Here is a 26,210-nt window from a genome sequence, read left to right on the forward strand (position 1 = left end):
TCGCCGGACCTCACGGTTCCCCCAGCAGGGACGCCGGAACACCGATGCTGCGCGGTTCGAGGAAGTTCGCCAGACCTTCGGGGCCCAGTTCCCGGCCCAGCCCGGACTGTTTGAATCCGCCGAACGGCACCAGCGGGTAGGGCGGGTAGTCCGCGTTGATGTTGATCGAACCCGTGCGCAGCCGCCGGGCCACGGCCAGTGCGCGCGCCGGGTCGGCGCTCCACACACCGCCGGACAGTCCGTAGGGCGAGTCGTTGGCGATGCGGACGGCCTCGTCCTCGTCGCCGAACGGGATGAGGCACAGCACCGGGCCGAAGATCTCCTCCCGCGCCACCCGCATACCGTTGTCGACATCGCCGAGGATCGTCGGTTCGACATACCAGCCGCGCGGCAGGTGCGCGGGCCGCTTACCGCCGGTGACGACGCGCGCTCCGTGCTCGACCGCGTCGCCGATGTAACCCTCGACCCGGGTCCGCTGCCGCTGCGCCACGAGCGGCCCGATCACCGTCACCGGATCGTGCGGATCGCCGACGGGAATTCCGCTCGCGGTGGCTCCGGCAGCGGCCAGCGCCTCGTCGTATCGGTTGCGGTGCACCAGGATTCGGGTCTGGGCGGCGCACACCTGACCGGAGCGGTTCATGCCGATCCCGACGACGGCCGGGATCACCGTCGCCACGTCGGCGTCCGCGAGCAGGACGCAGGCCGATTTGCCGCCGAGTTCCAGCGAGACCCGTTTCACCTGTTCGCCGCAGAGACTCATGATCCGCTTACCCGCGGCGGTGGATCCGGTGAACGCGATCTTGTCGACCCCGGGATGGGTGACCAGATGTTCGCCCACCTCGCGGCCGCCGGGCACCACGTTCACCACGCCCTCGGGCAGCCCGGCCTCGTGCAGCGCCTCGGCGAGTACGAAGGTGCTCAGCGGCGCCTCGGGCGGTGGCTTGATCACCACCGTGCACCCGGCGGCGAGTGCGGGCGCGGTCTTCCACGCCGCCAGCGTGACCGGCGAATTCCACGGGATGATCGCACCGACCACGCCGACCGGTTCCTGGGTGACGATCCCGGCCCGGCCACCGTCGCGCACCACGCGCTCGAAATCGACACTGCCCGCCAGCCGGCCGTAGTATTCGAACACCGGGGCCACGAGCGCGGTCTGCGAGCCGGGATTGCCGACGGGACAAGCGATCTCCTCGACCGTGATCGCCGCGATGTCGGCGGCCCGCCGATGCAGGATCTCGGCGGCCCGCACCAGGATCGCGCCGCGCTCGGCGGGATCCAGCCGGGGCCACGGGCCGGTGTCGAAGGCGGCGCGGGCGGCGGCGACGGCCCGATCGATATCCGGTCCCGTCGCCGCCGGCACCGCGCCGACGATCTCCTCGCTGGACGGCGACACCACCGGGAATCGGTGTGCCGCCGCGGGTTCGGTCCACGCGCCGCCGATCCAGAAGGCGTCGCGGTACAGCAACTGCTGATTCATGCGCTCTCGCTCACCGTGTGCGATGTCCCGGCGGATCAGCCGGGCATGTTGATGCCGCCGTCGACGACGAGCACCTGGCCGGTCATGTACCCCGCCCCCGCCGAGCAGAGGAAGCCGACCACCGGCGCCACATCCGCGGGGTGGCCGACGCGGCCCAGCGGAGCGCCGGCGACCCCCTTCTCCAGCACCTCCCGGGGCACCGCGGCGAGCGTGGCCTCGGTATCGATCACTCCCGGCGCGACCGCGTTGACCGTGATGCCGAACGGGCCGAGTTCCCGAGCCAGCGTCTTGGTCATGGTGACGACGGCGGCCTTGGACATCGAATAGTGCAGGGAGCCGGGCACTGTCGCGTAGATCGAGGCCGAACTCTGATTCACGATGCGGCCGAAGCCCTGTCGCTTCATGTGCGGGATCGCGGCGCGGCACATGAAATACGTACCGCTGATGTTGATGTCGATATTGCGCTGCCACATCTCCAGGCCGATGTTCTCGGCGATGTCGAAGCTGCGATGACGGTACAGGGCCGCGTTGTTGATCAGGAAGTCGAGCGTGCCCTGCTCGGCCACGACCCGGTCGAGCCCGGCCACACAGGCTTCGGGATCGGCGATGTCGAACACCAGAGTGCTTGCCGCGCCGCCGGATTCGGTGATCTCCTTCGTGACCGCGGCGGCGGCCGCGGCATCGATGTCGGCGACCACGACATGCGCTCCGCGACCGGCGAGGTGCCGCGCGTACTCCGCGCCGATGCCGTTGCCCGCGCCCGTGACGACGGCGACGCGACCGATGAAGTCGGACATAGGAAAACCTCTCCCGCGGCGGCACTGCCGCATGACCTCGTTGTTCCCGAGATGCAAGACTACCCTTGCATGTAGGCCGGAGCAAGCGCATGATGTGTTCGAGGTCACCACCGCCGCACTCGCCGGCGATCCCGCCACAGCGACGAACTCGGTGTTTTCACAAGGGGTTTCGCCCATGAACAGACAGCAGGAGCTCGACGCGATGCGCCGCATGCTGCGCATCCGCCGGTTCGAGGAAGCCGCGATGGATATCGTGCGCAAGGGCCAGGGCATCGCCGGCTCGGTCCATCTCTGTATCGGCCAGGAGGCCACCGTCGTCGGATCCTGCCTGGCACTGCGCGCAGACGACTTCATGGTGGGATACCACCGCTCACACGGTCATCCGATCGCGAAGGGCGCGCGGCTCGCGCCGTTGATGGCCGAGTTGATGGGCCGCAGCACCGGAATCTGCCGCGGCAAGGGCGGTTCCATGCATCTGGCCGATTTCCGGGTCGGCAGTCTCGGCGAGACCGCGATCGTCGGGGCGGGTATCCCGCAGGCCGCGGGCGCCGCCTACGCCGCGCGCATCCGCGGCACCGATCAGGTGGCGCTGTCGTTCTTCGGCGACGGCGGCGCCAATATCGGCTCCTTCCACGAGGGGCTCAACCTCGCCGCGGCCTGGCGGCTCGGCGTCGTATTCGTCTGCGAGAACAACCTTTACGCGATGTCCACCGCACTGTCCGACACGATGGCCGCCGACAGTATCGCCGCACGCGCCGCCGCCTACCGGATGCCGGGCGTGAGCGTCGACGGCCAGGATGTGGCCGCCGTGTACGAGGCGGCCGCCACGGCCGTCGACCGCGCGCGCGACGGCGGCGGCCCGACCCTGATCGAGGCCCGCACCTACCGCTACCGCGACCACGCCGAATACGGCGGAATGGATCTGGGCCACCGCGCGATCGAGGAACTCGAACAGTGGCGCACCCGCGATCCGCTGGATCTGTTGCGGGCCCGGCTGCTGACCGGCGGCGTCGGCGCGGAGGTACTCGACGAGATGGCGGCGGAGGTGGCCGAGGAGGTGCGCGAGGCGGTCCGATTCGCCAGGCGCAGCCCACTTCCCGAGCCCGCCGCACTGTTCGAGGATCTGTGGGCCACGCCGGTGGAGGTGTCCCGGTGACCGTGATGAGCTACCGCGAGGCGATCCGCCGGGCCATGCTCGAGGAGATGCGCCGTGACCCGAATGTCGTGGTGTTCTGCGAGGACGCGCGCTTCTGGACCATGCCCACGCACGGATTCGTCGACGAGTTCGGGCCGGATCGCGTTCCGATCATGCCCATCTCCGAGGAGGGTTTCACCGGTGCGGCGATCGGCGCGGCCATGACCGGCGTGCGGCCGATCGTGGACTACACCATCGCCAATCTCATGTACGTGGCGTGGGATCAGATCGTCAATCACGCCGCGAAGAACCGCTACCTGTTCGGCGGCCAGGCGAGCGTGCCGATCGTGTTCCGCGCCGCCATGAAGTACGCGAACGCCACCGCCGCACAGCATTCCGACCGGCCGTACCCGCAACTGATGAACGTGCCCGGCCTCAAGATCGTGGTCCCGGCCACCCCGGCCGACGCGCTCGGATTGCTGAAATCGGCCATCCGCGACGACGATCCGGTGGTCTACTTCGAACCGCTGCTGCTGTGGGGCAGCAAGGGCGAGGTGCCCGACGGCGAACATCTGGTCCCGATCGGCCGGGCCGCGGTGGCGCGCGCGGGCCGCGACGTCACCGTCGTGGCGATCGGTGACGCGGTGCCCGCCGCGTTGAAAGCCGCTGCGGCGCTGGCGGACCGGGGCATCGAGGCGGAGGTGCTCGATCCGCGCACGCTGGTGCCGCTGGACCGCACCGCGATCCTGGAGTCGGTGGCCCGCACCGGCCGGCTGGTCGTCGCCGATCCCGCCCACCGGACCTGCGGCGCCGCGGCGGAGATCGCCGCCGTGGTGGCCGAGGAGGGTTTCGCGAGCCTGCGGGCCCCCATCGTGCGGGTGGTCGCCCCGGATGTGCACCCACCGTTCAGTCCCGCGCTGGAACGCCTGATGTATCCCACCCCCGCGCGCATCGCGGCCGCCGCCGAGGCGCTGGTGACCGGCGCGCCGTCCCCGAAGGAGCTGGTCGGGCCATGAGCGAGCCGGTGGAGGTCAACCTCCCGCAATTCGGCATGGGTATGACCGAAGGCACTGTCCTGCAATGGTTCAAGCAGGAGGGTGAACCGGTCGTCGAGGACGAGGACATCGCCGAGGTGGAGGCGGAGAAGATCACTGTCATGGTGATCGCGCCCGAATCCGGCACGCTGACCAGGATTCTCGTCGCCCCCGGGGAGACCGTCCCGGTCTTCACCACCCTCGCCCTCATCGACGGCGGGGAGGAGCGGTGACCGGCGCCGAAGGCAATTCCGGCCGGGTGGCGGGCAAGGTCGCGATCGTCACCGGGGGCGGGCAGGCCGACGGGCCCGGCATCGGCACCGGCAAGGCCACCGCGATCCTGCTGGCCCGCCACGGCGCCGACATCGTCCTGGTCGATCGCGAACCCGCCCGCGCCGAACTCACCCGCGCGGAGATCGAGGAGGCCGGCGGCCGCGCGGTGGTGTTCGCGGGCGATGTCACCGACAGCGCCGACTGCGCGCGGGCCGTGCACACCGCACTGGACCGCTTCGGCCGGCTCGACGTACTGATCAACAATGTCGGTGTCTCGCAACCGGGGAGCATCCTCGACACCGATGAACAGACCTGGGACCGGATGCAGCAGATCAACCTGAAATCCGTCTATCTGATGTCGCGCCGGGCGATTCCGGCGATGACCGCCGGCGGCGGCGGTTCGATCGTGAACGTCTCCTCGATCGGCGCGCTGCGCGCGATCGGCTTCGCCGCCTACTCCGCCGCCAAGGGCGGAATGATCTCGCTCTCGCAGGAAATGGCTGCCGCGCACGGACCTCAGGGCATCCGGGTCAACGTCGTGGTCCCGGGTTCGGTGCAGACCCCGCGCACCAAGGGCGCGTCCGAGAAGCTGGGCCAGGACCTGCAACGCATCCGCGACACCGCGGCCGCCGTCCTGCCGCTGGGTCGCGTCACCGTCGGCACGGGCTGGGACATCGGCTGGGCCGCACTGTTCTTCGCCTCCGACGAATCGCAGTGGATCACCGGTCAGGTGCTCACCGCCGACGGCGGGGCGAGCGTCACGCTGCCCGCGGTGGCGCTCGCGGGCCTGCGGCTGCCGGGGGATTCGTGAACCCCGCCGACCTGTTCACCACCTGGGGCGCCGCCTGGGTCACCCGCGACCCCGCCGAGCGGCTGCGCCGGTTCGAGCAATGCTGTACGGAGAACATCGAATTCGTGCCGCCGGACGAGCGGCCGGTGATCCGCGGCCGCGCGGCGCTCGCCCGGCACGTCACCGAGTACACCGCCGCCTGGCCCCCGGGCGTCGGTTTCGAACTGGCCCGGCCACCGGACACCCACCACGGTTACAGCCGCGGCATCGTGCGCTGGCTGTTCCCCGCCACGATCGCGGTGGGCTGCGACATCATCCGCATCGACGGCGGCCGCATCGCCTCGATGCTGGTCTTCGCCGAGCCGTGACGATCACCCCCACACCATGATTCGCGCGCACATCCCTACGAAAGAAGGTGCACCAGTGACCGCCAACGGCACCCACGACGCCCGGCGGATCCGGGATTCGCTCGGCCACGTCGTCATCGACGCCGACGCTCATCACGTCGAGATCAGCGTGGCATTCGCCGATTTCGTCCGCGACCACGGCGGCGGCGCGCTGCTCGACGACCCGGCGGTCCGTGCCCTGGGCCTGTCCGACGCCGCCGGCGAGCAGGTGCCGGCGCTGGAACAGCGCCGGCGGCAGCACATCTCGGCCCGGCCGGTGTGGTGGACCCCGGCCGACACCCTCGACTACGCCAGCGTCACGATGCCCGCGCTGTATCACGAACGCCTCGGCGAGGCGGGTATCGACTTCGCGGTGGTGTACCCGTCGCGCGGCCTGACGCTGCTGTCGCTGGAACGCGAGGACACCCGGGTCGGCCTGGCCCGGCTCTACAACGAGTACGTCGCCGAGATCTACGCGCCCTACCGGGATCGGTTGTCGCCGGTGGCGGTGATCCCCGCACACACCCCCGCCGAGGGCGTCGCGGCGCTGGAGCACGCCACCGCGATCGGGTTGCGCGCGGCGCTGATGCCCTCGTTCGTGTGGCGGCCGATACCGGCGTTCGCGGATGCCCCGCCGCAGTACCGATCCCGGTTGCAGCGCATCGACAACTTCGGCCTGGACAGCGAATACGACTACGACCCGTTCTGGGCGAAGGCGGTGGAGCTGGATGTGCCGCTGTCCTGCCACACCTCCGGATTCAAACTGCCCGGCCATTTCACGCCCTCCAACTATTCCTTCGCCGCAGGACATTTCGCCGCCGTCGGGGAGGGCACCGCGAAATCGCTGTTCCTCGGCGGCGTCACCACCCGCTTCCCCGGCCTGCGGATCGCCCTGCTGGAGGGCGGTGTCGCCGTGGGCGTGCGGGTGTACGGAGATCTGGTGTCGCGCTTCGAGAAACGCGGCCGCCGGGGCCTGGGCCGGCTGGATCCGGCCCGGCTCGACGGCGCGGAACTGCACCGGCTGGCCGGCCGCTACGCGCCGGGCCTCACCCGGTACACACCCGAACAGCTGATCCCGGGCACCTCCGCACCCGACGGGCAGGTCGACGATTTCGCCGCCAGCGGCGTCACCTCGGCGGCCGATATCCGGGACGCGTTCTCCCGCAACTTCTTCTGGGGCTGTGAGGGTGACGATCCGCTGGTCGGCCTCGCCTGGGACGATCGGGTGAATCCGCTCGGCGCCACGCTGCCCGCGATGATGGGCTCCGACCTCGGCCACTGGGACGTGCCGTCGTTCACGCTGCCGCTGGTCGAGGCGTACGAACTCGTCGAGGACGCAATCCTCACGCCCGCACAGTTCGAGGAGTTCACCTGCACCAACGCCGTGCGGTACTACGCCGGCGCCGGTTCGTCGTTCTTCGCCGGGACCGCGGTCGCGGCCGACGTGGAGCGCATCCGATCCGCACACTGGGAGCGCACGGCATGACACCCGAGATGCAACGCGAACTGGGCCGCCGCACCCTGGCCCTGATCGACGGCAGGACCACCGACATGGCCGAGCACATCATGGCGGAGCCGCTGGCGGGCTACCGGTCCGCCGAGGTGTTCGAGCGGGAACGGCAGCTGATCTTCGGCCGGTACCCGATGTTCGTCGGCCTGAGTTGCGATCTGCCGCAACCGGGTTCGTGGTTCACCTTCGACGCCACCGGCACCCCGATCCTGGTCACCCGCGACGCGTCCGGACGGGTCCGGGCCCTGCTCAACATGTGCCGGCACCGCGGCGTGCGCGTGGTGGAATCCGGCCGCGGCACCCGGGCACGCCGCTTCACCTGCCCGTTCCACGCCTGGTCCTACGACATCGACGGCACGCTGGTCGGCGTCACCGGCCCCGACGGTTTCACCGAATTGCGCCGGGAGGAGCGGGGTCTGGTCGAACTGCCCGCCGAGGAGCGCCACGGGATGCTGTTCGTGGCGGCCCATCCCGACGCGGCGTTCACCGTCGACGAATATCTCGGCGGACTGGCGGATCAGTTCGCGTCCTTCGGTTTCCGGAGCTGGCAGTCGATCGCCGCGCCGCATCCGCATCCGGTGCGGGCGAATTGGAAGGTGGCGTGGGGCACGCATCTGGAGACCTACCATTTCGCGTATCTGCACAAGGCCACCGCGGGCCCGCTGGTCCACGGCAACACCTCGATCGCCGACTTCTACGGCGACCACGCGCTGATGACCTCCACCATGCGCACCGTGGACCGGTTGCGCGAGGTGCCCGAGGAGCAGTGGCGGCCGGTCGACGACGGGCAGATCAACCTGAACTACCGGCTGTTCCCGAACCTGAGTTTCTCGGTGGTGGCCGATCGGCTGGAGATCTTCACCATCTATCCCGGTGAATCCCTGCACGAGACGGTGGCCTGGCATCACGCCTACCGCCGCACGGCGCCGTCCCCGGAGGAGGCGGACGCGCTGGACAAGGAGGTGCGCTGGGCCTGCCAGACCGTGGTCGACAACGAGGACTACGCGATGGCCGCCAAGGTCGGCGCGGCGATGCGTTCCCCCTACACCCCAGACACGATGGTGTTCGGCCGCAACGAGCCGGTCATGCAGCACATGGCGCTGGTCCTGCGCCGGGCGATGGCGCAGCCGTGACCGGCCCACTGCGCGACCGGGTCGCGATCGTCACCGGTGCGGGACATGCGGCGGGCCGCGGGTACGCCGTGGCCCTCGCCGCGGCCGGGGCCCGGGTCGTGGTGGCCGACAGCGTCGCCGACGCGGGCAAGCGGACCGTCGAGCTGATCGAACAGACCGGTGGCACTGCGGTTTTCGCGCCCCTCGAGGTCACCGACGAGGACAGTGTCCGCACCACCGTCGCGCTCGCGCTGGACGGCTTCGGCCGGTTGGACGTGCTGGTCAACAACCCGAATCGCTACGGCGACACCCGCTACACCCCGCTGGCGGACATGACGATCGAGCACTGGGATCGGACCATGGCGGTGATGGTGCGCGGCACCTTCCTGATGTGCAAGGCCGCCGCACCCGCGCTGGCCGGCGCACCGCATCCGGCCATCGTGAACCACACCTCCGCGGCCGCCTACGGCGTGCGGAACTGGCTGGACTACGGCACCGCCCGCGCGGCGGTGATCGGCATGACCAAATCGCTGGCCAAAGAGCTTGCCCCGCAGCATATTCGGGTCAATGCACTGTGCGTCGGCAGCATGGCCGTCGAGGCGATCGAACTCGGCGTGCTCGAACGTGCCGAACAGATGACGAGCACACCGGATTTCGCCCGGCAGCTCATCCCCCGCGTCGCCACCGCCGACGACGTCGCCGGGCCGATCGTCTTCCTCGCGAGCGAGGCGTCGGGATATATGACCGGCCAGACGATCTCGTTCGACGGCGGCAAGTACTTCCTCGGCTGAGAGGTCATCGTGACATCCCGGACCCCCTTGCAGATCATGGAATTGCTGTCGGCGACATGGCATCCCGACGCCATGGGCGATCCCGCGACGGCGCAGCGCTGGGCGGAGCTGTTCGACGAGGACATCGTGCTGATCGAGCCGGATTCGCTGCCGCACGGTGGCCGGCACCAGGGACTCGACGGCTTCCGCGCGGCCCAGGCGGGCATGCGCGAGCTGTGGGAGCAGCGCATCGAGAGCGCCGAATACTGGCAGTGCGCACCCGACCGGGCCGTGCTGCGGATCGTCATCCGCTGGACCGCCCGCGCCACCGGACGCTCGGTGCTGCTGCCGATGATCGATCTGATCCGGGTCCGCGACGGCCGGATCGTGGCGGTGGAGGCGTTCGTGCACGACACCGCCGCGCTGCTCGCGACGCTCCCGTGAGGGCGGCGCTATTCCGCGAGCCGGGCGGCATAGTCGGCGCGGCCCGCCTCGTCGATGAGCTCGAGCCGGAAGCCGTCGGCGCGCACGAGATAGGCGAAAACAGTGGGCGCGCCGTCGGATCCGGGCCGGGTCATCTCCAGCCGCCAGCCCTCGGCGCCGAGCCGCCGCACATCACCGGCCAGATCGTCGGTCCAGTAGGCGAAGTGGTGCAGCCGCGGCCGGTCGGTGGCCCAGATGGTGCCCGGCGCACCGGCGATCAGGTCGAGGTGGATCGGCCCGCCGCGCGAGACGCACGACGTCGGCCGGGGCTGGGGTACGCCGTCGACGGTGTGCAGTACGCCCGGCCCGGCGGTCGGCGTCGTCCACGACACACCGAGCGCGGCGGTGAGCGCACGCATGGACCCGTCCAGATCGCCGGTGCTGATCCCGATGTGGAAAGGAATGGCATCCATGCCCGCTCCCCGGTTGACCGTCCCGAAAACACCAGCGTACCATTGCTTTTCATTAATGTAAGAGACCCCTTGCATATATTTCGTTGCCGGCCGAAGGACACGATGCCGTGAACCCGACCTCGACGTTCGACCATCTCTCCCCCGAGGTCGCGGGACCCCGCTTCTGGGACGCGATCGCCGAGCTGCAGCGCCTCGGCCCGCTGGTCCGGGTGCGGAGTTGCGGCGGGTACTGGGCCGCCACCCGGCACGACACCGTGCTGCGCATCGCGCAGGACTGGCAGACCTTCACCTCCACCGAGGGCGTGTCGATCACCCGTCCCGGTTTCGACGCGATGCCCCGCCTGGTCCCGATCGAGCTGGATCCGCCCCGCCAGCGCGCCTACCGGACCGTGGTCAACCCGCACCTGACCATCAAATCCCTGACGGCACTGGAGGATTCGATCCTGACGGTGGTGGACGAGCTGATCGACCCGCTGGCCGGACGCGACCGCTGTGACATCGCCGCCGATTTCGCCCGGAAGTTGCCCGGTACCATCCTGTTCCGGCTGCTCCTCCGCGCCACCGACGCGGATTTCCGGATCGCCGAACCGGCGGCGAAGGTGATCAGCTTCGATTCCGACCGGGACCGCACCGCCGCCGCGGCCGCGACGCTACGCCGCTGGGCCGCAGGGGTTTTCGCGGACCGGGCCGGCGGCCCGGAGATCGACGACGTGATCGGCGCCGTGATGCGGCTCGGCGACAGCGGGTTCGAGTTCGCCGACCACGAGTATTCCTCCGGCCTGCAACTGCTGATCCAGGGCGGTATCGGCACCTCGGCCAGCGCCATCGGCGCCGCGATGCGCATTCTCGCCGAGCGGCCGGAACTGCAACAGCGGGTGCGCGCGGACCTGTCGCTGGTGCCGGCACTCGTCGAGGAGACGCTGCGGCTGGAAACCCCACTGCCGCTGATGTTCCGCACCGCGGTGCGGGACGTCGAGATCGCGGGCTGCCCGATCCGCGCAGGCGACAAGGTCGGCCTGTTCTTCGGCGCCGCCAACCGCGACCCGGACATGTTCGAGCACCCCGGCGAGGTGATCCTGGACCGTCCGCACAACCGGCATCTGTCGTTCGGCGCCGGCCCGCACCGCTGCATCGGCTCGAATCTGGCCCGGCTCCAGATCCGGATCGCGATCCGGCGGCTGCTGGAACGACTGGGCCCGTTCCGGATTCCCGCCGGCGCCGAGGTCGGCTACTTCAGCCTCCAGGCCCGCGGACCGAAATCCGTTCCGCTGGAATTCCTTCCGGCCTGACCGAGCCGAGCGCGGAATTCAGTTCTCCGGAGGCCCGGTCAGCCCGGCCAGCACCGCGAGGAACCGTTCCTCCGGAATGCCGTTGAACGGCCGGCCCTGCATCAGCGAGAAGAGGTGGTAGCCACCGAGAGCCGCCATCGCGATCGCGTCCACCACGTCCCGATCGCCCAGCGCGCCCGGCACATCCCGCTGCACCGCGGCCCAGATCGCCTGCCGCAGTTCGGGAACCCGCTCCCCCTCGGTGAGCATCAGCCGGAACAGCCGATCGAAGCGCCGGAAGTCGTGCAGCGACTGCTCGTATCCCAGCCGCCGCCGTTCCAGCGGATCCGCCACCTCGGCCACCGCGGCCCGCGCCTGCGCCATCTCCGCTCGCAGCGAGGCGACCTCGCGCTCCACCGCGGCGTCCAGCAGCGCCTGTTTGGAGGGGAAGTGCCGGTAGAGGCTGCCCGTGCCGACCGCCAGCCCGACCCGCCGCTCCACCTCGCTGATCGTGGCACCGGAGAAACCGACCTCGGCGAAGACCTCCATCGCGGCCTCGAGGATGCGCTCGCGGGTCTGCCCACGCGGCCGGGAACCGGTGGTGGCGGGATCGGTGGTCACAGCGCCAGATTACGCAGCCCGCACGGATTCCCGGGCATCGGCGGACCCGCGCGGTGCGGTCCGGGATCCGGCCCACAGCGCCGCCGCCACGAGCCCGGCCAGCACCACTCCGGTGCCGAACACGGTGAGATCGAACGACCGCGCCGCCGCCCAGCCCGCTTCGGTGCGCGCCGATCCCGCCAGGAACGGCACCACCAGTAGCACTCCGACCGCTGCAATGGCTTCCACCGCAACAACTTTCGGAAAATGCCGGACCGCGAGCCACAGCACCCCGACACGATCGCCACCCGCCCGCGCCGCCTCGATGCGCGGCAACAGAACCCGCGCGTTGTAGCCACCGGCGACCAGCATCACGGCCACCAGCGCCAGCTTGATCGCCAGATAGCGGCCGTAGGGAGTGGTGAACAGCTGCGCCGGGGTCCCGACATGCGTCCAGGCCAGCCACGAACCACTCACCACCAACAATCCGACCGCGACGAGCGCGACCGACCCGAATCGGGCCCAGATCCGGCTCCACTCCGCGGCGACCCGATCGGTCGTCTCCGCATCGACCGGCGACCTGCGCAGCAGACCGGTCACACCGATGAATGCCAGCACCAGCAGCCCACCCGCCCACAGCAGCGCACCCGCCAGATGCACCGTCGTCAGCACCGATTCGGCCAGACCGTCGGTGTGCACCGGCCCGAACGGGATCCGGGGCACCGCGATGGTGAGCACCCCGAGTACGGCCACGGCCCACCCGGCGGACCGCGCACCGCGCACGCGCAGCAGCACCAGCGACAACACCAGCACCAGGCACACCCCCAGTTGCAGCACCCCGACCGTGCCCGCACCGAGGGTGTTCCCGCGCGCCGGTTTCGCGTGCAGATAGCCGTCGAGCACCGACCGGCCGAAGGCGGAGCCGATTCCGGTCCGTTCGGTCCGGGCCGCCACGGCGACGAATTCCAGCAGCGTCGTGACCGCGACCAGGATCGCGGCCGGAATCGCCAGCCGCCGCACCCGGCCCGCCACCACACCGCCGGTCGATTCCGGCGGCGCGAGCCACGCCACCGTCGACCCGACACCGACCGCGATCGCCGGCCCGGCGTAGTAAGCAGCCTCGATCACCACTCGCCCCACGCCCGGGGCAGGCGGCGCGGCCGCCGCCAGCACAGAAAAACTCGACACGCCCGAGACCGTATCGGGTCCGGCTGGGAGATCGCTGCGAGTTAGCCTCGCGCCGTCGGCGCGCACGGAGCTCAGGTGAGGTCGAGAACCGCCTTACCCGACAGGGTGCGACCGGTCAGGGCGGACACGGCGTCGTCGATCCGGTCCCAGGTGTCCCGCCAGCCGATGACGGGTTCCAGTTTCCCCGTGTCGATCAGGTCCAGCAGGATGCGGAAATTCGTGCCGCGGTCGGTCAGCCCGCCGCCGTTGTACACGGAGGTGAGGGTGATCGGCCGGCGTCGCCCGAGTGTCGATCCCACCGGGAAGGTCGCCGCCTGCTGCGAGGACCAGCCGACACTCTGCACGTTGCCGCCGGGGGCCAGCAGTCCGTAGGCCCGGACCAGTTGCGGGCCACCCACCTGATCGATGACGACGTCGACGGGCCGGTCGATACCGTCGAGACCGATCACCACCTGGTCGGCGCCCAACTCCCGCAATCCTTTTCCCCGTTCGGCGGAACTGACGGAGGCGATCACGTACGCACCCGAGATCTGCGCCAACTGCACCGCGAACGTCCCGACACCCCCGACGGCTCCGGTGACCAGCACCCGCAGCCCGGTGAGCGGCCCGGCCTGCTGCAGAGCGCGCAGCGCGGTACCGGCCGCGACGGGCAGCGTCGCGGCCACCCCGAGATCGATCGAATCCGGGACGACCGCGACATCGGTCGTGTCGACCGCCCGCAGCCGGGCCCAGCCGCCGTTGTCGGCGTATGTCATGACCCGGCTGCCCACCGGCGGGCCGCTGCCGTCCGCCGCCGCCGCGACGACGAGGCCGGTCGCCTCGAAGCCCAGCACCGCGCCGGGGTCGAGTACACCGGCCATGTACAACTCGCCGGCGTTGAGCGAACTGTGCCGGACGTCGACGAGCACCTGTCCCGGTCCCGGCACCGGCTCCGGTACCTCGGCGAAACCGAACTTCGATGCGGACGCTGGATCGACGACGATCGCCTTCATGCGTGAGCCTTCCGACACGATGGGGCACAACGAGTGACCTCGTCAGTCTGCGAAGCGAGGAGGAAACCGTCCAATACCTTCGGCTATAACCCGTGGTTATGGATGCTCATACCGCGAGGTTTCGGAAGTGGTTGTCCAGCAACGGAACCGGGTCCAGATCTGTGAGATCGTGTCCGGCATCGACGTGGTCGGTGAAATCGTTGCCGTCGCGGGCCTGGACGATACGGATCTCCCCGACGAGCCCCAGCAACGTGGTCGCGACCGCCACCGCGCGCCGGTAGCCCGGCGGGTCGCGGTCGGCGACGATCCAGACCCGCGCGGCGCCCCGCAATCGCGCCGCGTGCTCGGGCCGCCAGTTGTGCGCGCCACCGGCATTGGTGGTCGCGATGGCGCCCGCATGCCGGGCGGTGTCGGTATCCGCCTCGCCCTCACAGACATACACGTCGGCCCCGGCTGCGATACCCGCGAGCAGTTCGGGAAGCCGGTACGGGACCGTGCCGAAACCGCCGTTGCACCAACCGGTTCCGGTCCACCGCTGCTGCCAGAAGTGTTTGGCGCGGCCGCCGAGGTGCGGGGTGTGCACCCGGATCACCCGGCCTTCGGGATCACCGCCGGGGCCGGTGTAGACATACGTCGCGACCACCCGGCCGGGGCCACACGCGGGGCCGAGATCGGGTTTGCGGACGGTCAGCGGCAGGCCGGACGCGAGCGCCGCGCGGTCGGCCGGCGCCACCGCGCGACCACCGCCCCGGACATGGCCCGTTCGCGGCCGCGGCGGGCCGTCGAACAGATCCCGCACGCGCAGGCCGAGGCGGGCGAGGACCTCCTCGTCCCGGCAGCCCGCGAAGCAGCGGACGATCGTCCGCTGCTTGCCGTGGTTGTAGACGATGCCCAGCGACGGGCGATGGCGGCGGCCGTCGGCCTCGTGGACCGGGCAGAGGTATCGGACCCAGTCGCCGCTGGTGCGACCGGGTCCGCTGACGCGGGTGAGGGCCTCGGTGACGGTGTCCCAGGATCCGTGGATACCCATGGTGGTTCCTCTCCACCACCGGTGTACCGCGCCCCGGAACCCCTCTGCCACAGCCGCTTACATCCGCAATTTCACCCAGACCATGCCCTGCCCGCTCTCGGCCGCGGCGCGGATCTCGCGCGGCTCCAGCCGATCCAGCCGATACCCCAGCCGCCGCGGCACCGCGGCACTGCGGACATTGGCCGCGTCACAACGAATCTCGGTTCGATGCACGCCGGGCAGCGCCAGCGCGACATCGGTGAGCGCCTCGGCACTGCGGGTGATCACGCCGCGCCCGGTGTGGCCGACGTGACACCAGTAGCCGATCTCCAGCGCATGATCACCGAGCCGGTCGTGCAGGCCGATCGCGCCGAGTACCGCGCCGGTGTCGCCGGTGGTCGCGAAGATGCCGTAGTTGTACCCGCCTCCGGCGCCGGGCCATCCGGTGGCCTGGAAGGCCCGCTGCTGCTCCAGGGTGGGAGGCTGCGCGAGCCACTCCATCCACGGATGGATGTGCTCGTAGGAGGCGCTGATCGCCTCGAATCTCGGTATCAGGTCCGCGGGCTGCCACCGCCGTAACAGCAAGTCCCCCAAGTCGATCCGATGCGGCGGTGCGATACCCGGCGCGAGTGTGCGCGGTGGTTCGCCGATCATCCGCATATGGTGGGCGCGGCGGTGGCGAACCGCAACCGGATTTCCGCTACCGGACTACTCCGGCTTCGAGTAATCGGTGCTCAGCCAGCGTTCCGGGCGCATCCGGATGATCAGCGATTCCGGGCCGAGGTTCGCCGCGGTGAATTCCTTGCCCTCCGCCTCGCCGAGGTACCGGTCGGCGATCGCGCGGGCGGTGTCGGGATCGGCGGGCGCGATGCCGACGACCGGGCCCTCCACCGTCACGTACCGGTACGGCGGCTGCTCGACCTGAGCGGTGAGCGAGAATCGACCGGCGGCGCGGATGAGCTGCTCCTTCACCGAGCCGGCCTCGGTCCACAGCAGCACCTCGCCGTCCGGCTCGTAGCCGTACCAGATCGGGACGGCCAGCGGGGCCCGGTCCGGGCGCTCGACGGCGATCACGCCCACATGCAGTTCGGCGAGGAAGGCGGTGCGTTCGGCCGGGGTCATCTTCGGCATCGGAAAGGTCCTCTCGACGGGCAACCACGTGATTCGGACAAGATCACGATAGTCGGCCGTGGCAGATCAGGGACCGGCGGTCACTTCCACGGTGTTGCCGTCGGGATCGCGCAGAACGGCCACCCGGCGGCCGCCGCCGATCTCCATCGGGCCGTGCAGGACCGCGCCGCCGCCCTCGACCACCCGATCGACGGTGCCGTCGAGATCGTCGACGTGGAAGGTGACGTACCGCAGTCCCGTGACGTCCAGGAACGCCGCGCTGCGATCGGCGGCGGCGGGCGGGCGGGCCGGCACCATCACCTTCATCGAGACGCCGTCGGCCTGCAGCCGATGCAGTGTCCCGGAACGGGATTCGCTCGCGGGCACCCGGCGCAGACCGAACGCGTGCGCGTAGAAATCCACGAGGGAATCGTCGGCGCTGACGAGCCCGACCTCCACCTGTCGCACGGTCATCTCCGCCACCTCGCTTCGCAGTAATGATCTTCTCCGCATCAGCGAAGCAGATTCCGCCCGTCCGGGGCGTGGTTTCGGCCGAATCCGGCCGTCCGGCGAGATGCCGAGCGTGACCACTGGTTATCCTCGAATCATGTGCTCTCCCAGTGCCACGCTGACGGTGTGGGCCGGCTCGTGGCTGGCCGGCTGCAGTGCGCCCGACGACGTGCTCGATGCGTTGCGGGCGTGGGCGACGCGCCAGACGGTGGCCGCCGGTGATCCGGTAACCGGTGGGCACACCGGCCTGCCCTGGCCCGCCGGCGACGCACCCGACGGCCAGGGCGCGGGAATCATGGTGTTGCTGAAGCTGATTCGCGAGGAGTTCGCGGATTCGCGCAGCCGGCTACGGCTGGTGCTGCCGGTCCCGGGCGATGTGCGGGGCCTGCCCCCGGCCGGTGAATTCGGCGCGGCCGCGCTGGAGGCCGAGGAGGGGGTGCTGATCGGCGTACCCGGCGAGGAGGGGGTCGGCCTGGTCCCGCAGTGGGCCGACGAGGACATGCTGCTGTGGACGGTGTTCCGCACCGCCATCCCCGCCGCGCCGGAGCCGGACATGCCGCTCGGCGAGGCCGAGTTCGCGATGCGCCAGGCCGTCCGCGACGCCGCCGACGCGCTGATGCGGTTGCAGACCACCGGCCTCAACTCCGGCGGCGACGACCCCCGCGAGATGGTCGAGGCCGAACTCGCCGACTACGCGCGCCACGAGTACCCGGATTCGATCCCGCTGCGGGCCCGCCGCATTCTCGACACCGCCGATCATGTGGCCGCCATCCTGGCCGTGGCCCAGCGCGAACCGGCCTCCGCCCCCACCTCGGCCAGCGCCCTGTCCGCGCAGGAGACGCTGCTGCGCCCGCTGTGGAACGCGATCCGCGCGGCCCGGCTCGCGGCGGTGCACGCCACGAGCTGACTCGCACCGGCTCAGTGCTTGCGCACGGTGTGTTCCGGCGTGCCGGGCTTCCAGATGTGCACGTCCATATGACCGTCGCGCACCTCGACCGCGGACGCGCCGGTGAGTTCGGCCGCGAAGAACGTATCGAAGGTCTCGTCCCGGAGGTCGAACTCGGTCTCCTCGTACAGCGATTGCAGCCACCGCGCCTGCAGCGCCTCGTCGCGAACGTCGTACACCGTGCCCCACAGTTTCGCGTCGCCGTCGGAGACCTCGGTGTCGACCGTGGCGGTGTGCAGGCAGAACCGCGGATCCCGTTGCAGATCCTTGAATTTCGTGGTCCCCGGCATGCCGACGAGCCACAGCCGGTCCTCGAACACGCGCGGCTCGATCGGGCTGATGCGCGGATATCCGTCGGAGCGGGTGGTGGCCAGCAGGCAGAGATTCTTCGCCGCGGCGTGCCGCCGCAGGAAGATTGCCGAGATGAGCGGGGCGGTGGTTGCGAACGCACGCCAAGTCGTCATGCCGGGCACCGTAGTGCAGGGCACCGACATCCACGGACCGGCCGGGAATCCGGCTCCCGGATCTGGTTGAATGAGGCTTCGTTGCATCGATTCCGAGCATCGAGGCGGTCACCGTGCAGGATTCACCACGCAGTACCCGATCGGTCGCGGGCGGAGCGCTCGCCGCGGCGGTGCTCGCGGCCGCCGTCGTCGCCACCGGCGGCCCGGCCCGGGCCATCGTCGGCGGCACCGAGGCCGCACCCGGCGCCTATCCCTGGCTGGCCGCGATCGGCACCCCGGCGTTCGCGGTGCGGCCCGGCGGCCAGTTCTGCGCGGGCGCGCTGATCGCCCCGGACCAGGTGATCACGGCGGCGCACTGCGCGGTGCTGGCCCAGGAGACGCCGGACGCGCTCACCGCCACCTTCGGTCGCGACGATCTCGGCGGCGGCGGCGGCGGAATCACCGTGGGCGTCAAGAACATCCGGATCGATCCGCGGTTCCGGGTGTCGATCTTCGACAGCGATCTCACGTACCACCACGACCTGGCCATCCTCACCCTGGCTCAGCCGGTGCCGGTCGCGCCGGTGGCCGTCGCGAGCCCGCACGGCGAGACCGGCACGGTCGTCGGCTGGGGCGCCACCGCCGACGGCGACTGGGCCAACGCCCGGCTGCACACGGTGACCGTCCCGCTGGCCTCCGACGCCGACTGCGCCGCCGCCTACGGCACCGAATTCGATGCCGGCGAGGCGTTCTGCGCCGGCTCCACCATCGCCGACACCGGCGAATTCGACAGCGGCGGGCCGATTCTGGTCGACGGCAAGCTCGTCGGGGTCACCTCGTGGGGCAGGGGTTCGGCCCAGCCGGGCTACCCCGGCGTCTACGCCCGCGTCTCCTCCACCGCCTTCTGAGCCGAAACCCGCTGCCGCGAACCGGTTTCCGGCGCTCACAACGCGAGCTTGACCGCCATCGCGATCCCGCACCCGGCCGCGACGACCCGCAACGTATTGTTCGGCAGCCGCCGGGCGATCACCGGTCCCACCCGGCCGCCGAGGAAGAAGCCCACGGCCAGCGGCGCCACGAAACTCCAATGCACCGGCCCGAATCCGGCGAATCCGAGCGCCGCGGCCCCGTTCGCGAACATCGCGACGACGTTCTTCACCGCGTTGATCCGATGCGGCGGCCAGTCCGGGAACATCGCGGTCATGATGGCCAGCACCAGAATTCCGCCGGCCGCCCCGAAATACCCGGCGTAGACCGATGATCCGAGCATCGCCGTCCACAGCAGCGGCGCCCGCCACCACGGCGCCGCCACCACGCCGCGGGATTCCCGGCGCCGCGCCAGATACGGCTGTCCCAGCAGGAAGATCGAGGCCCCGCCGATCAGGAACGGCACCACCGCCTGAAACGTCGACGCCGGCGCGATCAGCAGCAACGCGGACCCGCCCGCCCCGCCGACCGCGGCCACCAGCCCCAACCGCAGCACGATCCGCCGGGTGCCCGCGAGCTCCGCGCGCGACCCCAAGGCCGCCCCGGCCCCGATGAACACCAGCGACACCGTATTGGTGACATTCGCCGACACCGGCGACAATCCGAGCGCGAGCAACGCCGGATACGACACCAGCGACGCCAGGCTCACCAGCACACTCACCAGCCCGGCCGCGAATCCGGCACCCACCAACTCGGCCACTTCGACGACAGTCACCGGCACTCGTTCAACGTTCGCAACCCTTCGCGGCGGCCGCCCCGAGCACCGTGCTCGGACCACGGGCGATCACTCGCCACCACCTCCGGCCGCAAACATCCTATGAATCACCGGCACATCCGGGCAACGCCGGCGCTACCGCCCGGGTATGCAACGTGTCACACCGCAACCGATTCCTCGAGCGAGTCGATCCACCCCACCAGCCGCCGCCCCTCGGTGGCCATCAACCCGGGATCACGAAATGTATTGGTGAGCAACGATATTCCTTGATACGAGGCGAGCAGCGCCACCGCCAGTTCCGCCGCGTCGGCCCGCCCCATCGCCGCGAACTGCGCCTCGATCCAGGCGAGCAGCTCACGCATCACCGTGGCCAGTTCCACATCGAGACCGTCGGCACGCTTGTCCAGCTCGGTGGCGAGCGTGCCGGAAGGACACCCGAACTGCACGGCGGTCTCCCGCTGCTCGACCCAGCCGCGCACGAGCGCCCGCAACCGATCACCCGGTGCCTCCTGCCGTTCCAGCTCGTCGAGCACCTCGCGCAGCGTGCGGGCATGCGCCCCGATAGCGGCCTGGACCAGCTGATCCTTGGTCTTGAAGTAGTAGTAGACGTTGCCCACCGGCACCTCGGCGACCCGCGCGATATCGGCGATGGTCGTCTTCTCCACACCCTGCTCGTGGAAGACCCGAGCCGCGGCATCCGCGAGCCGCTCCCGCTTACCCGCCCGCGCAGGCACTGAGTCAGTCATACAACTAACTATAGACAGCCACCGCCCCGGTGCCCTAAGGTCGATTAAGTCAGCCAACTAACTCAGGAGACATTCGAATGATCGCGGTAACCGGCGCAACCGGAAATATCGGCAACCCCCTGGTCCACACCCTCGCCGCAGCCGGCGAACAGGTGATCGCGATCTCCCGCGGCGAACGCCCGGTCGACATCCCCGCGACGGCCACCCACCGCCGCGCCGACCTCGGCAACCTCGACGACCTGGCCGCCGCCGTATCCGGCGCCAGAGCCCTCTTCCTGCTCATCACCGGCCCCCAGCTGACCACCGGCCCGGAACCCCACCGCCTCCTGGAAACCGTTGCCACACAAGGCATCCGACGAGTGGTCTTCATCTCCTCCCAAGGCGCGGCGACCCGCCCCGGCAGCGACGGCTACGCCCGCACCCTGGACTTCGAAAAGGCCTTGGCCGCATCGGATCTCGAATGGACGGTGTTGCGCCCCAGCGGTTTCGCCGCCAACACCTTCGCCTGGATCGAACCGATCCGCACCGGCCGCCCGGTGACCGCCCCCTTCGCCGACATCGGCCTGCCCACCGTGGATCCCGCCGACATCGCCGCCGTGGCCGCCACCGCACTCCGCGAGGACGGCCACCACAGCCGCACCTACACCCTCACCGGCCCCGCCCTGATCACCCCGCGCCAGCAGGTCCAGGACCTCTCGGCCGCCCTCGGCCACCCGATCCCGTTCGAGGAGGCAACCCGAGAAGAAGCCTTCACCAACATGATCCGTTTCATGCCCGCGCCGGTCGCAGAGCACACGCTCGACATCCTCGGTTCCCCGGTCCCGGCCGAGCAGGAGATCAGCCCGGATATCGAAGCGGTGCTGGGCCGTCCGGCCGGGTCGTACCGCGAATGGGCAGTACGCAACGCCGCCGCGTTCGGCCCTGTCTCCACCGCCGCAGGCCGGGTCTGAACCGATCGAAACGTCCCGTTCGTCCCGCCTGGCCGGCCAGTTCGCTCTTGTCTCGGCACACTGTCGGCACACTGGCCATGCCCGAAATCCCGGCTCCGACTTCAACCTGGTCGATATGTCGCGGCTGTGATCGCCTACGCCAAAATCCCGGTTTGCGTCTTCTACTGAAGGCTCATACGGAGTCCGGCCGTCGAATCCGTCATCACCTGGATAGAACGCACCCATCACCGCCGACGCCGACGCCGACTCGATGTTGACACCGGTCGGATTCGAGCCGATCAACCAGCTCGCACTCGCAGATCCGGCCGATGTTCGGCGCCGATGGTCACCCTGCAGCTCTGGCTCACCGAACGCTGCGGCCGGATCAGCCTGCGAGGCGTGAACGAGGCGTTCTTCGAGGTCCGTGATGCCGCCGGCGTGGCGCCCGAGCTGGATCTGCATTCCTTGCGTCATTCCTACATCACGCACCTGATCGAATTCGGGTATCCGGAGAAGTTCGTGCAGGACCAGGCGGGGCACCGATACGCGAGCACTCACGACGGTAGACGCGAGCCGGAAGCGGGGGCTAAAATTTTTTAATCGGCCTTTGCAAAAAGTTCGTGACGCATACTCAACATAAGGAGACGCCATGAGTGTCGATCATGATGTAGACGTCACTAGCACATATGAAGTAAAGCTCACTGCCGAGGGAGTCTCTTTGGTAAGTGGGGGATCCGAAATATCGGATCGTGAGCCGAGTGAACCGAGCCAGTTCGTCACGCGCGCGCACGGTGAGACCACGCTGAACACCGGGCCTATCGTCTTCCATTCGGGCGTGCCGGTCGGCGGATGGGGGGCTTTAACTGTCTTTGGCGCTGGGGGTAGTAGATTCTCTGGACATTTCCATGACTCGGGAGCCGGCAACTACGACGTCGCCCTTGCGATTGTAGTCAAGGCTCAAAGCGGCACCGCCTACGCCTGGGCGACTCAGGGCCACCTCAACGGCACGTTCACGCCTGGGTCTCGGGATTACAACTGGGACATTTCGCCCCTACGGTCACTGGACACCGGGGATGCGAACAGCCTTGTCAGCTGGTGGTGGCAGGCAGCGACCAACTGGAATATCGGCGGCATGGTCAACAGCTGCGTCAGCAACCTCGGTGGAGCAAGCAGGGTCGTTTGGCTGAACCCCTGACGAGTAACGCGGGCTGACGAGAGGCGGAACTAGAGGAGTCATGCGCCGAGAACTCCCTCGGGGAGTAGTGGAGCGCCTACCGAACGGGCGAGCCACGAAAGGTTCTCTTGCGGCCAGGACTCTTTGCACGCAAGGCAGGTGCCGCCGTTGACGGTGAGCTGCAGCGCGGGCGTCCGGACTTCCTCACCCATGTCGCTCTCGCGGTAGATGTGCTCCTCCTGGCACGTCGGGCCTCCTGGCGCTTCCTCGGCTCCCTCGGTGAGCGCCAGGGCGACGATGTGGCGATCTGGCCATGCCGCCGCCGTGAGGATGCTGCGGACCGCTGGCGGGATCGGCAGGACGCGCTGCTCTCAGACGCACCGGATCCAGAAGACCGCCGTCGACGGGCCCGGGACCGGCTGGGATCTCCACGAACTGCGGCATTCGGGCCTCACCCATCTCGGGGAGTCCGGAGCCAGCCTGCTGGAGTTGATGGCGAAGTCGCGGCACCGCAAGCCCGAGAACCCGCGCCTGGCCCCGCCGACACGGCCGCCCTCGACGGCACGGCCACCGAACGCCGAAACACTCTGAACCGCTTACTGTTTCCCGGGCCCTCTACCGAACTGGATACCCATCACAAACAGTACGGCGACACCTCGGGCCTGTCGGACAACCAGTTCTACGGGCTGCGTCCCAACGAGGAACACTACGTCGAACTCGACAAGGGCGTCACAGCTGTGGGCGAAGGCGGCGATGATCGGTTTGTGGAAGGCGGTGAGTCGATCCCCGCCAAACACCTTCATCACGACCGGCCCGGACAACTACCCCGGCCTCCCGCTCCATGTCACCCACGGCCATAGCGTCGTAGACCTGCACGACAGGACCGTCACGGCCGACCCGACCGCGGCCGCACCCACCTTCTAGAGCGCCACGATAACCCCACCCGGCGCACCGATCATGAACGAACCCTGCTGGGCGACCAGCACCCCGGAGCACACCTCCGCCCGCTGGTCACCGGACGGCTCGCTGTACGCCTCGTTCGCCACCTCGACTCCGACCGCACCCGCGACCGGCGTGGTTGGACGCCTCATGCCGATCCGCTGATCGAAGTCTCTCGCCAGCACGGCATAAGACCTGTTACAAGTAGAACTTCACTTCCAAACTCAAGAATACTGATCCCGATTGATGGAAACTCCACTATTGTTCGATCTGGTCGTTTCATCGAGGGACTCGGCTGCGGAGTGCGCGAGGAGGCTCGGATACGAACTGCGACAGTCGGTTCGATTCTCGCGCTCAACCGTCCTACGGGGCCACGGCTGATCCGGTATTCGATGCCGCCGACCGTAATCACCAGGTAGGGAGCCGAATCATGCCACATGCGAAACCACAAGATCTGCCCGCCGCCGGCGGTGGCCGCTGGCCGAGCACCGGGGAGGCGTTCCGGTCGGTGCAGTGGGGTGATCTGGAGGTCGGATTCACCTCGGTCGACTCGCCACTGGACTGCACGGAGCTGTACCGCAACAGCGACCTGGCCGGCGGAGTGTGCATGTGCCCCCACTACGGCTACATCTTCAGCGGCAGTATCCGCGCCGCCTACCCGGGCACCACCCTGCCGGACGAGATCGCCACAGCCGGCGAGGCGTACTTCTTCCCAGCCGGCCACGTGCTGATCTACGACGAGCCCACGCGCGCACTGGAACTCAACCCGGCCTTCGCACTGCAAAAGTTGATGGACTCACTGCAGAAGCTGGCCGAACGCCAGACCGGCCGGTAACCGCATACATCGGAGCGTGGGCGGCGAGCCAGTCATCCCACGCCCTGAATCATGCTCTCCGGAAACGAATCCGACCACGTCGGTCTCATCCGCCTCCGCCGGATCACCCAGTTGGATGCGAATATCGAAGTGTAGATATGGCATTGCGTCAGCGAGGCCGGATGTAGCTCCGCGCTCGAACAGAGATGCACCCTTCGGGAACCAATCAAGACGAATACTGTTGCACAGCAACGATATTTGTCCTCCGTGCGAGCAATTCCCCCCCGGGGCGAAAATTACGACTGATGGCCCCGGTCCACTCCCGCCGGATCCCATCGGCGTGCAGAACTCGGAAGTTGCTGTACTCGGCCTTCTTTCGCCCCTTCGTACCGACCCAGGAGGCGCAGGCACGGAGGTCACGCTCACGCCGCCGGTCGCGGCTGTCAACCGGCCCGGCCACTCGGTCCGACCACCGCGCCCGTTACCGAACGTCCGTCTTGTGCGGGCTCTTTCAGCTCCACAAAGATCGCCCGCGAATCAGTGTCGCCGATGTTCAACCCCTGGTGCTCCTGCGCATCGAGCCAGCGCACCTGGCCGGCCTGTAGCAATACCTCGACCTCGCGTCCGCCCGCCGAGATCCGTCGTGTGAAATCCGCGAGCGGGATCAACACGCTGTCGGGGTGCCAGTGGACATGTGTTCGGCCGCCGGGTCGGTCCTTGTATTCGAGGACTCTGACCCGTTCGTTCTCGAACAACACGGTGTACAGGTCCGGATCGGTGACGACGGGATCGCTCGACATGCCAGGCTCCTCACTCTTCATGGGACTCAAGTCCCACAAAGGATGACGATACCATGATGGGCATGTCGGTTCCATATGAGTCCTCCGGGCGCATCGCGCAGAAGTCCCGCACCCGTCGCGCGCTGGTCGAGTCGACGCGGCGACTGCTCGCGGACGGAAAGAACCCGACCGTCGAGGAATCGGCAGCCGCGGCGGGAATCTCCCGCACCACGGCCTACCGATACTTTCCGAATCAGGAAGCGCTGCTGATCGCCGCCCATCCCGAGATCGAGCACGGAACACTGCTACCCGAACATCCACCGGCCGACGTCGACAGCCGGTTCGACCACGTCGTGCGGGAGTTCACGCGACTGCAGCTCGAATGGGAACCGCAACTGCGCATGTCGCTGCGCATGTCGCTGACACCGGACAACGACGCCCCGCCGCTGCGACGAGGCCGAGCCATCGGCTGGTTCGAGGAAGCACTCGCACCCCTTCGCGATTCCCATCCCGGCACCGACATCCACAAACTCGCGATCGCGGTCCGATCGGCCACAGGCATCGAAGCCCTGATCTGGCTGATCGACGTCGCCGGCCTGTCGCGTGACGACGCCGTCGAGGTCATGCGATGGACCGCACACGCCCAGCTCGACGCAGCCCGCAAAGGCCATTGAGAGGACAGAGGAACAACGACGCGATGTGTCCCGGTAGCGCCGATCCAGTACGAATGGGGCTGCCGCAGGTCAGCGACCTACCTATTCGCCGCATTTGTGTAGTTATCCGAACCCATTCCTTACCGCGACGAACATAGTCCGAGCGGAAGCTGCACCCCCACAGCAGCTTGCCGGCGTTTCCGGCTCCTGCGCACCCTGACCCACGTG

Annotated in this window: 33 protein-coding genes and 1 pseudogene; 19 read left to right on the forward strand and 15 right to left on the reverse strand. The window is 69.1% G+C overall.

From position 1 onward, the window contains the following. Nucleotides 1–10: 10 nt before the first annotated feature. Both G361_RS0108590 and G361_RS0108595 read right to left on the reverse strand, forming a co-directional pair. Nucleotides 11–1,477: an aldehyde dehydrogenase gene (locus tag G361_RS0108590; protein ID WP_019926659.1), complete on the reverse strand. Its 1,467-nt coding sequence runs from the start codon at nucleotides 1,475–1,477 to the stop codon at nucleotides 11–13. A 35-nt stretch (nucleotides 1,478–1,512) separates the two neighbouring features. After that, on the reverse strand, nucleotides 1,513–2,274 hold the full coding sequence (locus tag G361_RS0108595; RefSeq protein WP_019926660.1) for an SDR family NAD(P)-dependent oxidoreductase: 762 nt from the start codon (nucleotides 2,272–2,274) through the stop codon (nucleotides 1,513–1,515). Between the two features lie 175 nt (nucleotides 2,275–2,449). On the opposite strand from G361_RS0108595, the gene G361_RS0108600 reads away from it, so the two are divergent. The 9 genes from G361_RS0108600 to G361_RS0108640 are packed head-to-tail and all read left to right on the forward strand — an operon-like array spanning nucleotide 2,450 to nucleotide 9,728. After that, on the forward strand, nucleotides 2,450–3,430 hold the full coding sequence (locus tag G361_RS0108600) for a thiamine pyrophosphate-dependent dehydrogenase E1 component subunit alpha (protein ID WP_026342830.1): 981 nt from the start codon (nucleotides 2,450–2,452) through the stop codon (nucleotides 3,428–3,430). A gap of 5 nt (nucleotides 3,431–3,435) precedes the next feature. Then, on the forward strand, nucleotides 3,436–4,425 hold the full coding sequence (locus G361_RS0108605; protein ID WP_036494768.1) for an alpha-ketoacid dehydrogenase subunit beta: 990 nt from the start codon (nucleotides 3,436–3,438) through the stop codon (nucleotides 4,423–4,425). Continuing rightward, nucleotides 4,422–4,676 carry a biotin/lipoyl-containing protein gene (locus tag G361_RS0108610; protein WP_019926663.1) on the forward strand — a complete coding sequence of 85 codons (255 nt, stop codon included), beginning with the start codon at nucleotides 4,422–4,424 and terminating at the stop codon, nucleotides 4,674–4,676. The genes G361_RS0108605 and G361_RS0108610 overlap by 4 nt, the downstream gene beginning before the upstream one ends. Then, nucleotides 4,673–5,527: an SDR family NAD(P)-dependent oxidoreductase gene (locus G361_RS0108615; protein ID WP_019926664.1), complete on the forward strand. Its 855-nt coding sequence runs from the start codon at nucleotides 4,673–4,675 to the stop codon at nucleotides 5,525–5,527. The genes G361_RS0108610 and G361_RS0108615 overlap by 4 nt, the downstream gene beginning before the upstream one ends. Beyond that, entirely contained in the window at nucleotides 5,524–5,874 is a 351-nt protein-coding gene (locus tag G361_RS0108620) for a nuclear transport factor 2 family protein (protein ID WP_019926665.1), read from the forward strand. The genes G361_RS0108615 and G361_RS0108620 overlap by 4 nt, the downstream gene beginning before the upstream one ends. Before the next feature lie 55 nt (nucleotides 5,875–5,929). Further along, nucleotides 5,930–7,378 (forward strand): amidohydrolase family protein, encoded by a 1,449-nt coding sequence (locus G361_RS0108625; RefSeq protein ID WP_019926666.1) that lies wholly within the window; start codon nucleotides 5,930–5,932, stop codon nucleotides 7,376–7,378. Then, on the forward strand, nucleotides 7,375–8,535 hold the full coding sequence (locus tag G361_RS0108630) for an aromatic ring-hydroxylating dioxygenase subunit alpha (RefSeq protein ID WP_019926667.1): 1,161 nt from the start codon (nucleotides 7,375–7,377) through the stop codon (nucleotides 8,533–8,535). Before G361_RS0108625 ends, G361_RS0108630 begins: the two co-directional genes overlap by 4 nt. Then, the gene (locus G361_RS0108635) at nucleotides 8,532–9,305 is read left to right on the forward strand and encodes an SDR family NAD(P)-dependent oxidoreductase (protein ID WP_019926668.1); all 774 of its coding nucleotides are present in this window, start codon (nucleotides 8,532–8,534) and stop codon (nucleotides 9,303–9,305) included. The genes G361_RS0108630 and G361_RS0108635 overlap by 4 nt, the downstream gene beginning before the upstream one ends. Nucleotides 9,306–9,314: 9 nt before the next feature. After that, nucleotides 9,315–9,728 (forward strand): nuclear transport factor 2 family protein, encoded by a 414-nt coding sequence (locus G361_RS0108640; protein ID WP_019926669.1) that lies wholly within the window; start codon nucleotides 9,315–9,317, stop codon nucleotides 9,726–9,728. An 8-nt stretch (nucleotides 9,729–9,736) separates the two neighbouring features. Here the strand turns inward: G361_RS0108640 and G361_RS0108645 are convergent, their stop codons facing one another. Further along, nucleotides 9,737–10,180 (reverse strand): VOC family protein, encoded by a 444-nt coding sequence (locus tag G361_RS0108645; protein ID WP_019926670.1) that lies wholly within the window; start codon nucleotides 10,178–10,180, stop codon nucleotides 9,737–9,739. A gap of 107 nt (nucleotides 10,181–10,287) precedes the next feature. On the opposite strand from G361_RS0108645, the gene G361_RS0108650 reads away from it, so the two are divergent. After that, nucleotides 10,288–11,469, forward strand: a complete 1,182-nt coding sequence (locus tag G361_RS0108650; protein ID WP_019926671.1) for a cytochrome P450 — start codon at nucleotides 10,288–10,290, stop codon at nucleotides 11,467–11,469. An 18-nt stretch (nucleotides 11,470–11,487) separates the two neighbouring features. On the opposite strand, the gene G361_RS51580 is transcribed toward G361_RS0108650, so the two are convergent. From G361_RS51580 to G361_RS0108685, 7 genes are all read right to left on the reverse strand, one after another. Continuing rightward, nucleotides 11,488–12,069 (reverse strand): TetR/AcrR family transcriptional regulator, encoded by a 582-nt coding sequence (locus tag G361_RS51580; protein ID WP_019926672.1) that lies wholly within the window; start codon nucleotides 12,067–12,069, stop codon nucleotides 11,488–11,490. Between the two features lie 9 nt (nucleotides 12,070–12,078). Continuing rightward, nucleotides 12,079–13,236, reverse strand: coding sequence for a CopD family protein (locus tag G361_RS46755; protein WP_081635332.1), 1,158 nt, complete (start codon nucleotides 13,234–13,236; stop codon nucleotides 12,079–12,081). A gap of 71 nt (nucleotides 13,237–13,307) precedes the next feature. Continuing rightward, entirely contained in the window at nucleotides 13,308–14,228 is a 921-nt protein-coding gene (locus G361_RS0108665) for a zinc-binding dehydrogenase (protein WP_019926674.1), read from the reverse strand. A gap of 106 nt (nucleotides 14,229–14,334) precedes the next feature. Further along, on the reverse strand, nucleotides 14,335–15,258 hold the full coding sequence (locus tag G361_RS46760; protein WP_019926675.1) for a hypothetical protein: 924 nt from the start codon (nucleotides 15,256–15,258) through the stop codon (nucleotides 14,335–14,337). Between the two features lie 57 nt (nucleotides 15,259–15,315). Then, entirely contained in the window at nucleotides 15,316–15,891 is a 576-nt protein-coding gene (locus tag G361_RS0108675) for a GNAT family N-acetyltransferase (RefSeq protein ID WP_155981366.1), read from the reverse strand. Between the two features lie 54 nt (nucleotides 15,892–15,945). Beyond that, nucleotides 15,946–16,368 (reverse strand): pyridoxamine 5'-phosphate oxidase family protein, encoded by a 423-nt coding sequence (locus G361_RS0108680; protein WP_019926677.1) that lies wholly within the window; start codon nucleotides 16,366–16,368, stop codon nucleotides 15,946–15,948. 66 nt (nucleotides 16,369–16,434) lie between these two features. Continuing rightward, nucleotides 16,435–16,821 (reverse strand): VOC family protein, encoded by a 387-nt coding sequence (locus G361_RS0108685; RefSeq protein WP_026342832.1) that lies wholly within the window; start codon nucleotides 16,819–16,821, stop codon nucleotides 16,435–16,437. A gap of 133 nt (nucleotides 16,822–16,954) precedes the next feature. On the opposite strand from G361_RS0108685, the gene G361_RS0108690 reads away from it, so the two are divergent. Continuing rightward, a complete protein-coding gene (locus G361_RS0108690; RefSeq protein WP_026342833.1) occupies nucleotides 16,955–17,764 on the forward strand; it encodes a hypothetical protein in 810 nt (269 codons plus the stop codon). 11 nt (nucleotides 17,765–17,775) lie between these two features. Here the strand turns inward: G361_RS0108690 and G361_RS0108695 are convergent, their stop codons facing one another. After that, nucleotides 17,776–18,267 (reverse strand): pyridoxamine 5'-phosphate oxidase family protein, encoded by a 492-nt coding sequence (locus G361_RS0108695; protein ID WP_019926680.1) that lies wholly within the window; start codon nucleotides 18,265–18,267, stop codon nucleotides 17,776–17,778. A 113-nt stretch (nucleotides 18,268–18,380) separates the two neighbouring features. Between G361_RS0108695 and G361_RS0108700 the strand changes: the two genes are divergently transcribed. Further along, a complete protein-coding gene (locus G361_RS0108700; RefSeq protein ID WP_019926681.1) occupies nucleotides 18,381–19,154 on the forward strand; it encodes a serine protease in 774 nt (257 codons plus the stop codon). Nucleotides 19,155–19,189: 35 nt separating this feature from the next. Here G361_RS0108700 and G361_RS0108705 read toward each other — a convergent pair whose 3' ends face one another. Together G361_RS0108705 and G361_RS0108710 are read right to left on the reverse strand one after the other, a co-directional pair. Next, nucleotides 19,190–19,948 (reverse strand): sulfite exporter TauE/SafE family protein, encoded by a 759-nt coding sequence (locus G361_RS0108705; RefSeq protein WP_026342834.1) that lies wholly within the window; start codon nucleotides 19,946–19,948, stop codon nucleotides 19,190–19,192. A 158-nt stretch (nucleotides 19,949–20,106) separates the two neighbouring features. Beyond that, nucleotides 20,107–20,694: a TetR/AcrR family transcriptional regulator gene (locus tag G361_RS0108710; protein WP_026342835.1), complete on the reverse strand. Its 588-nt coding sequence runs from the start codon at nucleotides 20,692–20,694 to the stop codon at nucleotides 20,107–20,109. 77 nt (nucleotides 20,695–20,771) lie between these two features. Here G361_RS0108710 and G361_RS0108715 point away from each other — a divergent pair, with 77 nt between their 5' ends. From G361_RS0108715 to G361_RS51735, 5 genes and pseudogenes are all read left to right on the forward strand, one after another. Further along, complete coding sequence (locus G361_RS0108715; RefSeq protein WP_019926684.1) at nucleotides 20,772–21,644, forward strand: SDR family oxidoreductase; 873 nt, start codon at nucleotides 20,772–20,774, stop codon at nucleotides 21,642–21,644. Nucleotides 21,645–21,940: 296 nt separating this feature from the next. Continuing rightward, nucleotides 21,941–22,178: pseudogene (locus tag G361_RS0108720) on the forward strand (tyrosine-type recombinase/integrase); the annotation flags it as partial. A 94-nt stretch (nucleotides 22,179–22,272) separates the two neighbouring features. Further along, complete coding sequence (locus tag G361_RS49220) at nucleotides 22,273–22,818, forward strand: hypothetical protein (protein ID WP_155981367.1); 546 nt, start codon at nucleotides 22,273–22,275, stop codon at nucleotides 22,816–22,818. A gap of 303 nt (nucleotides 22,819–23,121) precedes the next feature. Further along, a complete protein-coding gene (locus G361_RS50780; protein WP_231387064.1) occupies nucleotides 23,122–23,388 on the forward strand; it encodes a hypothetical protein in 267 nt (88 codons plus the stop codon). A 32-nt stretch (nucleotides 23,389–23,420) separates the two neighbouring features. Beyond that, nucleotides 23,421–23,657: a hypothetical protein gene (locus G361_RS51735; RefSeq protein WP_369797910.1), complete on the forward strand. Its 237-nt coding sequence runs from the start codon at nucleotides 23,421–23,423 to the stop codon at nucleotides 23,655–23,657. A gap of 60 nt (nucleotides 23,658–23,717) precedes the next feature. On the opposite strand, the gene G361_RS49230 is transcribed toward G361_RS51735, so the two are convergent. Then, entirely contained in the window at nucleotides 23,718–23,888 is a 171-nt protein-coding gene (locus G361_RS49230; RefSeq protein ID WP_155981369.1) for a hypothetical protein, read from the reverse strand. 278 nt (nucleotides 23,889–24,166) lie between these two features. Here G361_RS49230 and G361_RS0108745 point away from each other — a divergent pair, with 278 nt between their 5' ends. Continuing rightward, complete coding sequence (locus G361_RS0108745; RefSeq protein ID WP_019926690.1) at nucleotides 24,167–24,571, forward strand: hypothetical protein; 405 nt, start codon at nucleotides 24,167–24,169, stop codon at nucleotides 24,569–24,571. 422 nt (nucleotides 24,572–24,993) lie between these two features. Here the strand turns inward: G361_RS0108745 and G361_RS0108750 are convergent, their stop codons facing one another. Continuing rightward, nucleotides 24,994–25,350, reverse strand: a complete 357-nt coding sequence (locus G361_RS0108750; protein WP_036494779.1) for a hypothetical protein — start codon at nucleotides 25,348–25,350, stop codon at nucleotides 24,994–24,996. Nucleotides 25,351–25,412: 62 nt separating this feature from the next. On the opposite strand from G361_RS0108750, the gene G361_RS0108755 reads away from it, so the two are divergent. After that, entirely contained in the window at nucleotides 25,413–26,003 is a 591-nt protein-coding gene (locus G361_RS0108755) for a TetR/AcrR family transcriptional regulator (RefSeq protein ID WP_019926692.1), read from the forward strand. Nucleotides 26,004–26,210 lie beyond the last annotated feature (207 nt).

The organism is Nocardia sp. BMG111209 (assembly GCF_000381925.1).
Taxonomy (GTDB): Bacteria; Actinomycetota; Actinomycetes; order Mycobacteriales; family Mycobacteriaceae; genus Nocardia.